9 protein-coding genes and 1 pseudogene are annotated in these 13,287 nt (G+C 59.2%); 3 read left to right on the top strand and 7 right to left on the bottom strand.

What is annotated here, in order from left to right; genetic code table 11:
• Together C7I87_RS05960 and C7I87_RS05955 are read right to left on the bottom strand one after the other, a co-directional pair.
• Positions 1 to 948, bottom strand: coding sequence for an AEC family transporter (locus C7I87_RS05960; protein WP_149903339.1), 948 nt, complete (start codon positions 946 to 948; stop codon positions 1 to 3).
• Positions 942 to 1,976, bottom strand: a complete 1,035-nt coding sequence (locus C7I87_RS05955; protein WP_149903338.1) for an HpcH/HpaI aldolase/citrate lyase family protein — start codon at positions 1,974 to 1,976, stop codon at positions 942 to 944. The genes C7I87_RS05960 and C7I87_RS05955 overlap by 7 nt, the downstream gene beginning before the upstream one ends.
• A gap of 971 nt (positions 1,977 to 2,947) precedes the next feature.
• Here C7I87_RS05955 and hemA point away from each other — a divergent pair.
• Both hemA and C7I87_RS05945 read left to right on the top strand, forming a co-directional pair.
• Positions 2,948 to 4,162 (top strand): 5-aminolevulinate synthase, encoded by a 1,215-nt coding sequence (hemA, locus tag C7I87_RS05950; RefSeq protein WP_149903337.1) that lies wholly within the window; start codon positions 2,948 to 2,950, stop codon positions 4,160 to 4,162.
• Positions 4,163 to 4,838: 676 nt separating this feature from the next.
• A pseudogene (locus C7I87_RS05945) lies at positions 4,839 to 4,988 on the top strand (IS3 family transposase); the annotation flags it as partial.
• 440 nt (positions 4,989 to 5,428) lie between these two features.
• On the opposite strand, the gene C7I87_RS35120 reads toward C7I87_RS05945, so the two are convergent.
• Entirely contained in the window at positions 5,429 to 5,608 is a 180-nt protein-coding gene (locus C7I87_RS35120; RefSeq protein WP_188393745.1) for a hypothetical protein, read from the bottom strand.
• Between the two features lie 419 nt (positions 5,609 to 6,027).
• Between C7I87_RS35120 and C7I87_RS05935 the strand changes: the two genes are divergently transcribed.
• The gene (locus tag C7I87_RS05935) at positions 6,028 to 6,312 is read left to right on the top strand and encodes a hypothetical protein (protein WP_149903335.1); all 285 of its coding nucleotides are present in this window, start codon (positions 6,028 to 6,030) and stop codon (positions 6,310 to 6,312) included.
• Positions 6,313 to 6,469: 157 nt separating this feature from the next.
• Here the strand turns inward: C7I87_RS05935 and C7I87_RS05930 are convergent, their stop codons facing one another.
• The 4 genes from C7I87_RS05930 to C7I87_RS05910 form a co-directional block, all read right to left on the bottom strand.
• Entirely contained in the window at positions 6,470 to 7,999 is a 1,530-nt protein-coding gene (locus tag C7I87_RS05930) for an efflux transporter outer membrane subunit (protein WP_149903334.1), read from the bottom strand.
• A gap of 2 nt (positions 8,000 to 8,001) precedes the next feature.
• Positions 8,002 to 9,591 (bottom strand): DHA2 family efflux MFS transporter permease subunit, encoded by a 1,590-nt coding sequence (locus tag C7I87_RS05925; protein ID WP_149903333.1) that lies wholly within the window; start codon positions 9,589 to 9,591, stop codon positions 8,002 to 8,004.
• Positions 9,588 to 10,877, bottom strand: a complete 1,290-nt coding sequence (locus tag C7I87_RS05920) for an HlyD family secretion protein (protein WP_149903332.1) — start codon at positions 10,875 to 10,877, stop codon at positions 9,588 to 9,590. Before C7I87_RS05920 ends, C7I87_RS05925 begins: the two co-directional genes overlap by 4 nt.
• A 1,904-nt stretch (positions 10,878 to 12,781) precedes the next feature.
• Positions 12,782 to 12,967, bottom strand: coding sequence for a hypothetical protein (locus C7I87_RS05910; RefSeq protein ID WP_188393744.1), 186 nt, complete (start codon positions 12,965 to 12,967; stop codon positions 12,782 to 12,784).
• Between the last annotated feature and the right edge of the window lie 320 nt (positions 12,968 to 13,287).

Genomic DNA, 13,287 nt, shown 5'->3' with positions numbered 1-13,287 from the left:
TCACGATATCATCAGGTGTTGTGTCGCTACGATCATGAGCGGGATCGTTGCGAAGGCGAGCACCCTCGTTGCGAGAATGGTGGTCGAGGATTCTGACTCGAGAACATGGTGCTCTTCGGCGAACATGGTTGTGATGACCGCCGAGGGCAGTGCGGCGAGCAGGATTGCTTCCCGCGCGACGACGCCGGTAATCCCCAACGCCAGGACGGCCCCGAGCATCGCGACAGGATGCACCAGGTTCTTGATCAGGCAGTCGATGGCCACTGCCTTTGTTAGCTCGACCTTTTCCTCAGCAATGATGAGCCCGGCAAGGAAAAGAGAAATCCCCGTGGTGGAATTGCCTATGAGTTTGAGAGAGTCGATGGCGAACGCCGGCACAGGCAAGTCAAGGAGCATCACCACGATGCCGATGAATGGGACCCAGACTCTCGGCTCGCGTATCGCTTTCAGCAGCGTGATGAAGAATCTCCGAGCCCCAGCGCTCTTGCCGCTGTTGGAGCCGATTTCGAGGAGCACGGTGGTAAGTGGAACGATGATCAGCGATGGGATCAGGTTCGCGATGAGAATTGGGTAGAGGCTTGAAGGGCCGAATAACTGCCCGAGGACCGGAACGCCCATGAATACCATATCGGGGAAGGCGAGAAGGCTCGCCCTCAGTGTAGAAGTGCGCAAGTCGTAGCGAAGGACAAAGAGGCTGCCGAGCAGGATGGCGAGATAGGGAACCGTAAGCCCCACCACGAACAGCAGGGGTATCCTGTAGTCCATGAGGTCTGAGCGGGGCGTCTGTAAGATTCCGGCCAGAAGCAGAGGCGGCAGGAGCCAGGTCAGCACGAGCCGGGTCAGCATTGCCCGGTCGGCGCCTCCGAAGAACTTCAGGCGCGCCGCGCGATATCCGAGAAAGATCACAAAGGCTACGGGCACAAGCGTCACGGCGATGGTGTTTAACATGCCGGCGCACCTGAGCTGCTGCGCAGTCGGTCTGTGATTGTCAGCACCCGCATCGCCTCTCGGATCATTGCCGGTTCCACCACGTGACCGTTCAAGACGGGCAGGTCAGTGCCGGCCGAGGCGCCAGCGGCGATGACCGAACGGGCATCGGCTACGGCGTCCGGTGATGGTGTGAAAGCGGCGTCAATCGCGGCCAGCTGCTCTGCATGGAGAGCGGCCTTGCCTGTCATCCCGAGCCTTCGACTCGCTTCTGCTTCGCGGTGAAGGCCCTCACTGTCGCTCTTGAAGTACGGCGCGTCGATCGAGGCAATGCCGGTTGTGGCTGCTGCCGCCACGACCTGAGATCGTGCAAACAGCAGGTTCTCCCAAGAACCCACGGCGCCAAGGTCGGCCGCCAGGTCGCCGCCGCCGAGGAAGACCCCGCAAACTCGTCTATCGGCTTCCGCTATCAGGTTGGCAACGAAGACTGCTCGTGCAAGTTCGATCATCGGGATGATGCCGATTCCGGATTGCGAGCGGTCCAGTATGTCGGCCACCATCCGGACTTCATCCGCGGACCGGCACTTTGGGATAATGATTGCGTCGGGACAGCTTGCTGCTTCGTAGAGGGCGAGCAGGTCACGAAGTCCTTCCGCCGACCGTGGGCTGTTAATGCGTAGGATGCGCACCGAGTCCGTCTCGGTTGGCTGGCGTAAGAACGCCAGCGCAGCCTCACGCGCTCGCTGCTTGTCCACTGGGGCGACGGTGGACTCGAGATCGAGGATGAGAGCATCGCCGCCAGCACCACCAGCCACCGAGAAGAGATCGGGGCGCGAGGCAGGTGTGAGCAGAAAGCTGCGGCATGCACGGAGCCTGGTGTTAAACGAACTAAGCTCGGGGGTTTGGAGCAGGTTAGGATCGTGCGGCGCACTTTGCTCTGTACCAGTGCTCGCTGTCCCGTTGCACCGGGATGTACTATGGCTCCAGCTTACACTGGTCCCCTCGAACCCTTTTTCAGTTGCAGAATTGGACTTGTTAACCGCTGTCATATCGTCACCATTCCGCAAACGGAGGCTCCCAATGCTACGGTCGCTTCCAAAGTGAGTTCGTTCGGACGAGACAAAGCTACCCGCTGGGGCCTGGGATGACTTGCGCAGCCTTGCCGTGAGTGGTTTGCCTTTGCGGTATTAGTCGAAGACGATCCCCGAAAACTGCCCGATAAGTTCGAGCCGGCCGGTAAGCAGTGCGTCACGTTTGATGGTTTGGGCCATCAGACTTCCTCCTCTTGTCATTTTTCGTTCCGGAGGCCTTTCGAAGGCTCTTAACCGCTGGCACCTTGCTGACTATTACACGATCGGTGAGGAGGCCCTTGGTTGGTTCGGCGAGCGCACCTTCAATTGCACATGCTCGTCGAAGAGATCTGGCGTGCTCGTCTGGCGCGGCTGAAGGAAGCCGGGGGCTGACGTCCCGGGCGATATTCCAACGATCACTAAGCGGCCGGTGTGTGGATGGATCTGCCATGCACAACGGGCCTGATCTCGGGGACAGCGACTTCGTGTTCAGGCCAGAACCGCGTTTTCTTCCAATGCAGCAGTCCGCGCGTGTAATAGCCAATTCCCGGCGTCGCTACTGAGCGGGGTGCCAACGCCAAATTCAGCTTGTAGTGACAGCCGGATTTCACGACGAGGAAATCCTGGCTCGCGACGTCGATGCCCTGGCTGGCAAATGCCGCCGGGTCGTGAGTGAAGCCGGCTTGCTCGTCAACATGATGCTCAGCCGGTCATCGACAACGATCCGGCCTAATCATTTCAGGGCAAGATCGGGCAAGGCGCCGCAACACCGACAAAGCGCGCAAGCATCACCTAGGCAACAGTGACTCTTGAGAACCCCGCCAAAACACCACGCCCCTGTGTAAGGGCGGCATTGGCACGCCCTTCGATTCCCCTTTCTAGGCGGTTGCGCCGTGCTGACCCGATAGAAGGTCGGAGTTCAAGCCTAAGGCCTGCGCCGAGGAGCATGCATGGACATTGAAGCATTTTTCGCCGCGAAGCTCGATAGCCTTCACAAGGAGGGACGCTATCGGGTCTTTGCCGATCTGGAGCGCAGAAAGGGCGACTTTCCGCGGGCGATCCGGTATGCCAATGGCACTCGGAGCGAAGTGACGGTCTGGTGCTCGAACGACTATCTGGGCATGGGCCAGCATTCGCCGGTGATCGCTGCCATGCACGAAGCGCTCGACCGTTGCGGCGCGGGCGCGGGCGGCACGCGCAACATTTCCGGCACTAACCACTATCACGTGCTGCTCGAGCATGAGCTTGCCGACCTGCACGGCAAGCAGGCAGCGCTGCTGTTCACCTCGGGCTATGTCTCGAACTGGACCACACTCGGCACGCTGGGCGCTCACCTTCCGGGTGCCGTTATCTTTTCCGACCAGAAGAACCACGCCTCGATAATTGAGGGCATCCGCCATTCGAAGGTGGAGAAGCGGATCTGGAGGCATAACGACCCGAAGGACCTCGACCGGCTACTGTCGGAATATGGCCGCGAGGCACCGAAGATCGTCGCCTTCGAGAGCGTCTACTCCATGGATGGCGACATTGCGCCGATCAAGGAGATATGCGACGTCGCCGACAAGCATGGCGCCCTGACCTATCTCGACGAGGTGCACGCGGTCGGCATGTATGGGCCGCGCGGTGGCGGTTTAGCCGAACGTGAGGGGCTGATGGACCGCATTACCATCATAGAGGGGACGCTCGGCAAGGCTTTCGGCGTGGTCGGCGGCTATATCGCTGGCTCGGCCGCGCTCTGCGACTTCATCCGCAGCTTTGCTTCTGGACTCATCTTCACGACCTCGCTGCCGCCGCATGTCGCGGCGGGAGCGCTTGCGGCCGTACGTCATCTCAAGACGAGCAATGCGGAGCGTGAGCTGCATCGCGACCGGGTCGCCAGCGTGCGCGGTCGTCTGGAGAGAATCGGGATCCCGTATCTGCCGAACCTCAGCCACATCGTGCCGGTGATGGTGGGCGATCCCGTGAAATGCAAATGGATCAGCGATACCATGCTGGATAGCTATCGCATTTACGTCCAGCCGATCAATTACCCCACGGTGCCGAGGAAAAGCGAACGGCTTCGGATCACGCCGTCGCCCTTGCACACAGACGCCGATATTGACCATCTGGTCGGCGCACTCTCCGACCTGTGGTCGCGATGTGCATTGGCGCGGGCCGTTGCCTGACGGCTGCGACTGCAGAATTCAAGACGTCACAGGGCAACGGCTCTAGTTGGGGAGCCTCGAGAGAGTTTACAGGCCTGGCCAATGGAGCCGTGACTCCGCATGCCAGGACTGCTCAACGGTAGCCCCTAATGGCGCACTTTGCCGTCCTGCGATGACATCGTCCGGCTCGGTATCGGCTTTGCGAGCCGGGACTGAGTTGGCCGCCGTGTCAAGAAATGAGAATCATACGTAAGCGTCAAATTCGACAAACCGAGACCTTATTGCCGTCCACTTGCGTACAATTGAGCGGCTGACGAGCTGGGAGGTAAGTTCTGGATATCTGCAAGAGTCCGAAGGTCTCTCGAAATGATCTTAGAATATCCTGTGCTCTCTCCACGCGGCCTGCTTTCGGTCGGCCTTAAGCAAATGTGGCCAGGAAGCTTCCAACTACGACGTAAGAATTACGGGCTCATGATAACTCTGTCTCATGCCGCATTTCCTGGAGTGGTTGTGCTCCGGGTAAGCGATGATGAGTTGCTGCGCGAGCCAGAGGCGATCGTCAGGGGTTTGGTGCGAAAGGCATGGAGACTTTTTTGGATTTTGGATGACCGGGCTATACCGCAGCAAGGCGGCAGCTACATTAATGATGGCCTATTGGTGCTAGACGGGGCTGCAACATCAAAGAATGCAAGCGTGAAGGACAGCCCGCAAGGTCTACAGGACGAGAGATGACGCCAAAGCGGATGTGTTCGATTCCATCGAGCGCTTCTACAATCCTCGGCGGCGGCACTCCACTCTGGGCTATCTGAACGCTGTGGAGTTCGCGGAAAAAGCAATGCTAGCTTAACCTGGTGTCCGAAAACCGGCGGCAGGACACATCTACCGCGAAGCCGCCAAACTGATGCGCCATCAACCTGTGCTATCTCCACCATCGCGATCCGATGGCGTGCGGGACATGATCCGACGCGGGGCATATGCCCGCTCATTAAATGGCAGTCTCGGTTCTTCGGCCAGCGTTCGGCGCCGGTGCGGCTGAGTTCTTGAACAAGCGTTGCCTGCTGAAGACCATAGGTTCTTCGTGGCATTCATAAAGATCGGAACGGTAGCTGCAACGTATGCTACAGATAGCCGAAACGTATTATATTTAAATGGGCGCCCTCTCTCCATATCAATTTGGCTTTCAAGATCGTGAGAGCTAAAGATAAGGAGTTTACTATGAGAAGGTCCAAAACAATACTTATAATCGTGGCACTAAGTGCAGTGCTGGCAGCGGGCTCGGCGACGGAATCAATGGCGCGCGGAGGCGGCGGTCATGGCGGCGGCTTTGGCGGCGGTCATGGCGGTGGCTTCGGCGGCGGCCATGGCGGTGGCTTCGGCGGCGGCCATGGCATCGGGGGCGGTTTCGGCGGCCACGGCATAGGGAGCGGTTTCGGCAGCCATGGCATCGCCGGCGGCCTCGGTAGCCATAGCACCGCCCACGGCCTCAGCAGCCACCATTCATTCGGAGTGACCCATTACGCTGGATCGGTGGGGCGCCCCCATGATCGCCACGGATACTATGGTTCGGACTACTTCTGCGGTTACCCGTACCCATATGGCTACGATTATCCATACGATCCGTACGCATACGACCCATACTGCCCGTGAACCACGACACCCTCTTCGAATCCGGCCTCCACAGTACGAGTGGAGGCCAGATTTGAACGACGAAAGGTTTGGCTTGCTCCTGCCGCACTGTGGAGCACGGCATCGGCATACGCTCGACGGTCCATACCTATAACCACAAGATATAAACATGCTGACCATGCGTACTATCTTGATTCTTATATAAAGCAGCTACTTAATTACAGACTTGCAACGAAGATAAATTGTAGGAGAATATTGTGATGAGACTGGCAAGAATACTGGCGAAGATCGCTTTGGGCGCACTCCTGGTGAGCGGGTCGGCGACGGTCTCGATCGCGCGCGGCGGCGGTAGTGATGGTCATGGCATAGACTTTAGCGGAAGAGGCACTATCAACAGTCACCGGCACCACGAGATCTTTTTTAGCGATCCAGGATATCACTACCAACCTTGGTGGAACTACGATACCGATGCTGCTTACTGCTCGTTCGATGCCGTAAACTCGAGCTACTATGGATCCAGCGGAATGTGGCACTCTTGCCCGTGATCCAAACTCGCCAAAATAGAGACCTACTGCTTCGGATTGGAGCAAAGTCGTGCCGATGACGCGACGATCCCTGCCAAGGCAGCGCCCGCCCGATGTGGTTCGTCGGCAGGCATGCTGACAAAGCAAGCACCGGGAGACGAGCGGCACTTCAGAACATCTACAGGCTCATGTCAGTCTTCTTCGAGCGCTGATCGGTGGCTCGGGCGGCGGGCTCGGGGTAGGTCAATTCCCATCCGCCACCAAGCGCTTTGTACAACTGGACGAGATCGATCGAGATGTTGGTGGTGCTCTGCGCATAATTCTGTTCGGCTTGCAGAAGCGTGCGCTCCGTGTCGAGCACAGTGGTGAAGTCGGCGACGCCGTCATTGTAGCGGACGCGGGCTAGCGACAAGGCTTCTCGCGAGCGCTTGACCTGCGCTGCCAGCCGGTCCCGGCGTTGTTGTTCGGTCCGGTGGGCGACGAGGGCATTCACGACATCGTGCCAGGCTTGCAGAACTGTCTTGTCATAGGCGATCGCCGCCTCCACCTGTTGCGCCTTGCGAAGCTCCAATGTCGCCTTCAGCCGGCCACCCTCGAAGATCGGCATCGAAACGCTGGGTCCGACATTGGTCAGGATCGCACTGCTCGTCAGTAAACTCCCGGCCTTGAGGGCGTCGAAGCCCACCGCTCCGTTCAATTTGATCGTTGGGTAGAATTCGGCGACCGCCACTCCAATGTCCGCGGTGGCGGCGTGAAGCTGCGCCTCGGCTGCGCGAATATCCGGACGGCGGCGCGCCAACTCGGAGGGAATGCCGATTGGAATGCTGGCGGGCGACGGCGGCACCGGTTTCGTGGTGGCGAGTTCGCCGCGCAAGGCATCGGGCGGCATGTCGAGCAGAAAGCTCAAGGCGTTGATCTGCTGCGCTTCCTGCTGTTCCAGGCTGGGCAGTTCCGCCCGGACGGCTTCGACCTGGGCGGATGCATTGTCGACGTCGAGACTGGTCGTCAGGCCCCTCTGCTGGCGCGTTTGCGTCAACTGCAGAATACCCTGCTGGGTTACAAGGTTGTCAGTCGCGATCTTGATCAAGGTCTGCGTGCCGCGCAGCTGGATATAGTCGCGCGCGGTTTCCGCCAGGCTCGACAGGAGCGCGCCACGCCGCTGCTCCTCGGAAGACTGCACTTGCGCATCCGCCGCTTCAACCTGGCGGCGGACGTGCCCCCAAAGATCGAGTTCCCATGATGCATCGAAACCGCTGGTAAACAGGTCCGTCGGCCCTGTGGCAGAAATGGTGCTCGACCCAGCGAGACCATCGATCAGACTGCCTTTGATACTAGGGTCGCTCAGTTTCTCATGTTGGTATCTAGCGCTGCCATTCAGATCAGGCAGTTGGGCGGAAGCCACGGCGCCGCGCTGAGAACGGCTTTCAGCGAGATGGACGGTCGCAGTCCTTACGTCGAGGTTGGCCTCAGCGACTCTCTTCATCAGAGAGGTAAGGGTAGGATCGTGAAAAACCTGCCACCAGGCGGAGTCGACAGGCTGCTGAGCCGCCGCGCTGAATCCCGCGGTACTCGCAGGCGCGGCAGCCGTGCCGCTGGTGAACCAGCGTTTGGGCAGGGCCGGGTCCGGCTGATCGAAATCTGGGACACTGCATGCTGCCAGGGCCAAAGTGCCGGAAATCGCTGCAACAGTGGGCAATTTGTAGCGCATGATCAAGCTCCGTGGCCGGCGCCAACGCCGCCGCTCGACACCATCCTGCCCGACAGGAGGAGGCAGAAGGGAACGGCAAGGAAGGCTAGGCATGAGAAGAACAGAAACACATCGGAATACGCCAGGACGGCAACTTGCGATCGGAAGCTTTGGTACACACCCCCAACCGCCATTTCGTGCGCGATCCCAGCAGGATTTCCAACTGACTCCAGCGCTCGCCCGTACTGGGTGACCAGCGCATTATAGGGTTGATGAAAGGGCGAAGCCCATTCCGACAGATAGGACTGCCGAACCTGGCTTTGCTCCGTGACGAGCGACGTCGCGGCAGAAATGCCGATCGAACCGAACAGATTGCGAAGCATTGAAAATAGTGCTGCCCCGTCGCCGCTCAGTTCGCGCGGCAAGGTGGAATAAGTGATCGTACTGATCGGCACGAAAAGGAATGCGAGGCCGGCAGTCTGCAAGCTGCGCATGATGACAAGCGTCGAAAAATCTATGTTCGGCGTCAGGTGGGTCGAAAAGAGCAGCGCCGATCCCATAATGAGAAAGCCAGCGGCGATGACGAAGCGCGCCTGGATGATGGTCAAGAGGCGCCCGACGATCGGAATAAGGAGGATGATGACAACGCCACCGGGGGAGAGAATGAGCCCCGCCCAGGTCGCGGTATAGCCAAGGACCTGTTGCGCGAATTGCGGAATGACGACGGCGCTGGCGTAGAGAATGCACCCCGTCGCCGCGATCAGTGCGCTGCCGCCGGCGAAATTCCTGTCCCTGAACACATCGAGATTGACGATCGGCTTCCGGGCAATGAGGAGCCAGCCAATGGCGCCCGCAATGCCGAGGAAGGCGAGAAGCGCCATGACTATGATGACCGACGAACCGAACCAATCGTCGTCGGTGCCCCGGTCCATCATGATCTGCAGGGCTCCGAGCCCAACCGTGATGAGGGAAAGGCCAACGTAGTCGAGACCCCGACGCTTTCGGCTCTTCACCCACGGCGGGTCTTCGACCAGGATCGAGTTCAAAATCACTGCGAGGATGCCCACGGGTACATTGATGAAGAATATCCAGGGCCAGCTCCACTGATCGGTGATGAAGCCGCCAAGCGTCGGACCCAGGATCGGAGCGACGATCGTAGCGATCGCGGTGACGCCGAATGCAGCTGCGCGCCTGGCCGGAGGAAACGTATCCAGTATGATCGATTGTTGGCTCGGCTGCAGGCCGCCGCCAAAGAAACCTTGCAGCAGCCGGAACACGATCAACTCGCCCAGACTCGTCGACATTCCGCACAGGAACGAGCAGACCGTGAACATGCCGATGCAGATCAGAAAGTAACGTTTGCGTCCGAATAGATCGCTCAGCCATCCCGAAATGGTCAGCACGATTCCGTTCGCAACCAGGTACGAGGTCAGCGCCCAGGTTGCCTCGTCATTGCTCGCAGAAAGAGTGCCGGCGATGTGCGGCAATGCGACATTGACGATCGTGGTGTCGAGGACTTCCATGAAGGCGGCAAGCGTTACGCAAACCGCAATCAGCCAGGGATTGTAGCGGGGCTTCCAGTCGGCGCCGGCATCGGTTGGAGCGCTGCTCATCGAACGGTCACCGTCGGAGTCACCGATATCCCGAGTGGCAGCGGAAATTTGGGATCAAGTCCGCGGTCGATGACGATCTTGACTGGCACGCGCTGAACGATCTTCACGAAATTGCCGGTGGCGTTCTCGGGCGGAAAGGCCGTGAACTTCGAACCGGATCCCATCTGGACACTGTCGACATGACCGTGCAGGTCGAGATCGGGATAGGCATCTATGTCGATCTTCACGCTCTGCCCAGCCCGAAGAGCGTCGAGCTGGTTCTCCTTAAAGTTGGCGGTAACCCACACGTCCGGTGAAACGATCGAGAATATCTGCTGGCCGGGCGTGACGTAGTTGCCCATTTCCACGTTGCGCCGGGTAATCCAGCCGTCCTGCGGTGCGGTGACCACCGTCCAGGACAGGTTGAGCGCCTGCTGATCAAGCTGGGCCTGAGCCTGCTCGACTTGTGCCGTTAGTTGTTTGACTTGCATATCGCTCTGGCCGATATGCTGCTCCACAGGAGAACTCAGTTGAACCTGGGCTTCAGCTTGAGTAACCTGCGCCTCGCCCTGGCGCAGCGCGTCCAACGCCGCATCGACCTGCTGCTGGGTGGTCGCAGCCTTGGGAAGGTTGTGTTGCCGGTCGTAGTCGGCTTGCGCTCGATTCAGATTGGCCTTGGCCGTCACCAGTTGGGCCTGGGCCTGCTCCAGCAAAGCCGGGAAGTTCTTGCGGGCGATTTCGGCAATCAGGCGTTCGCCGGCAGCTTGCGCCCTGGCGCTGTCGAGTGTGCCCTGGGCCCTGTCCCGTTCGATCGTGTACGGGCGCGGATCGATGTGAGCCAGCGGATCGCCCTTATGGACATACTGGTTGTCCCTTACATCCAGCGAAACGACGAGGCCGGTAACCTGCGGGGCGACGGTGACAACTCGCCCATCCGTATAGGCGTCATCCGTGCTCACGATGTTTCGGTTCACATACCAGAAATAGAACCCGCCGATGACGAGAGCTGCCACGGTGAGGAATCCGATTATAAGGACCGCCGGCCGTCGCCCTGCGTGCATTGCGTACGGATCCGGTGAACCGCTCCCTTGCCCCGCCTCTTCGACAGCTGGGTCGTGCTCGGCTGGGCTCGCATCGGCGACAGGATCTCTACGTCCTGGCGCGGCAGTCAACCTCACGGCGCTGCCCGCAACCGCCTCCCGGCTGTTTAGGAGGGGGATGTGCAGCCCACTGCGGGTTCCTGCCAGCGCTCTGTTGACTTCGGCTGGGTCCGGTGCGCTGGGCTTGATGGTGTCGGTCTGCGACATGTTTCATCTCTCTTATGCAAACCGTTTGTCATGCAAACCGGCTGGAAGCCCGCCGTGTTCGGTCAACGGTCGGGGTCCTCGCCGGCCGTAGAGGCCGTTTGCATTTCAAAACGCGTGGTGGGTGCTCTCGCGTGGCCGGCGGTGTATCCGATGACCGGCTGCCTCTCCATTGAAGCCAGTGTAGTTGGCCGTGTTGGGTCTCTCCAATCCGACCTACGTATGCGTGGATAGAGTGTCGGTCTGAAGGGCTCATACTTTGGTATGCTTGCCGCACGGGCCCGGCTTCCAAGCAACGCGACCACAGCCCTGAATGGGTCGCAAGAGCCTCACGACGGGTACCTGGCAACAATGTGCGCTCACGTCGGGCCTGACCATCGGCATCATGACATCGCCGGGTCTAGCTTCTCGCGCCTGTATGGGAGGTCTGATCGCGCCCTCGCCAAGCAAAAAAATGGGCCGATGACGAGGCGTCACCGGCCCAACGAACCCGTGCCGCGACGAGCGCCCCGGGGGGAGCAAGGCGCCCGCCAAGACCGACCGAGGGGGAGAGGGCCTTTGGCGATCAGCTTTGACACGAGATGGTCTGCGGCAGATGAGTTTTCGAACCGATGGCCGAAATCAACATCGGCGCAGCGCCGATCAAGAGACTACTTCGTTGCCCTAAATATGCTTGTCCGCTATTGCCGAGTTTGTGTTTCAATTGCCTCAATTTTAGGGGGATGGGACATCCAGAGACTTTGCCAGCTGGCCTGGCGCTGATGCGACGACCGGGTGGTTTTAATTCCACACCAGGCTACTGAAGTGACCCAAGTCGAGTGAAGGTACCGACCACATAGATGTACCTCCTGCCGATAAATAGTGGCGGAGCTCCAGGCCACTACGATCGTAAATTCCAGCAAGGCAAACCTCTGTATAGGTCCGACCATGGTGGATGCGTTGTATGTGTCCAATATGGGATAGAATTTTCCCGGGTTATTCAAAAGATGCCGAAGGCACAAATTCCAATGGTTGCCATCGTCGACGACGACGAGGCCGTCCGAATGTCTACCGTCAGTCTGATGCGTTCGGCTGGTTACGACGCTGTTGCGTTCGCAACTGGCAGGGAACTCCTGGATTCGACTTGGCTCGACATAGCGGCCTGTATCCTTACCGATCTGCAGATTGCCGGTCATGACCGGTCTCCAGCTTCAGAATTTGCTTAGGGTCGCGGCTAATCCGGAAGAACAGGCCCGGAGAGTATTAGTATCGCATACATGGGGACAATTCTGTAAAACGAGTGTATTATACCAACTCAACATCACTCACATTATATTAGGTTTGGTAACGACATATTCGATGTCGACCAAAAGGAGAATACAATGACCAAACGAACCGTACTCTTGGCAATTGCCATTGGGACAATGTTGACGACCGGGACTGCTGCGCTGGCAGCTCGTGGCGACAGCGCTTTGGACTGGCCCAACAAGTCCTGCATCGATGGGATCCCCAACGTCACCCACGGGGGTCATGTTCCCTGCTAATGGGGGAGTTTCAATCGAATCCGGGCCTGAGCCCGGATTCGATCATGCGCTTCTCGACCAATCCGGGTCTGCCGTTCAAGCAGGTGCTGCGCTCGCCCGCAGGTGCATCTCAGAACAACTTAGCAGCATGGGCAGCGGGCGAGCTGCGCGGGGTCGAACCGTAAGCCAGAGGGCGATCTGTATTGCCTCCTTTTCGTCGTCGACGATGGAGCCGGCGCAGCACGGGGTTTCAGTGAGTGCATGACCGGGCGGGCAATCGCTCCCGCCGACGCGCGAACGAATTGGAAACGTGGGGAGCATGGACCGATGTCCCTGCCGATGACAATCGGTCGACCCTCTCTCGTCCAGGCGCTCCCTGTGAAATCTTCCAGGCCATGTCGCACATCACTGATCGGGCGCGCCTGAGGACGATCCTCGCCCAGCTCTCCCTTCGTCAGCCAATTGACCAGCCGAAACGTGCTGCTGCTGACAAAGGCGTAGCACCAGGCCGCCGATGCATTCGACCAGGGCATGTGCGCCCTTAAGCAGCAAGCTGACCACGAAAATCTGATGGACGCGCTGTTCGTTCATGGTGTTCCGCCGTTTGGCGTGGGTGCGTCAACGCTGGATCTGAACATGATTGGCATTGCAAGGTTCGAGAATGAAGAGCCCGTTTTTTCCTCTTCCAAGGCTGGTCCGCGGAGAGCGTGGCAGGCCGGCGCTGGCCTGCTTAGCCTTCGTGCCCCGTGGTCAGTGAAAGGATGGAATGATCCAGGGATCATCATCGTATCCCAGGCGCGGCTCGGACCTACCTTTTGCCCGGTAATGCGGCGAAGTCGGTACAGATCCTGTCGAACGGCAGTCCAACCCAGCAACTGCGGCGCACTGTTGGGTTATGGCTTTTTTCTCGT

The organism is Mesorhizobium sp. SARCC-RB16n (genome assembly GCF_008520305.1).
In the GTDB taxonomy this organism is placed as follows: Bacteria; Pseudomonadota; Alphaproteobacteria; order Rhizobiales; family Rhizobiaceae; genus Mesorhizobium.
This window is presented reverse-complemented; position numbering and strand designations above follow the sequence as displayed.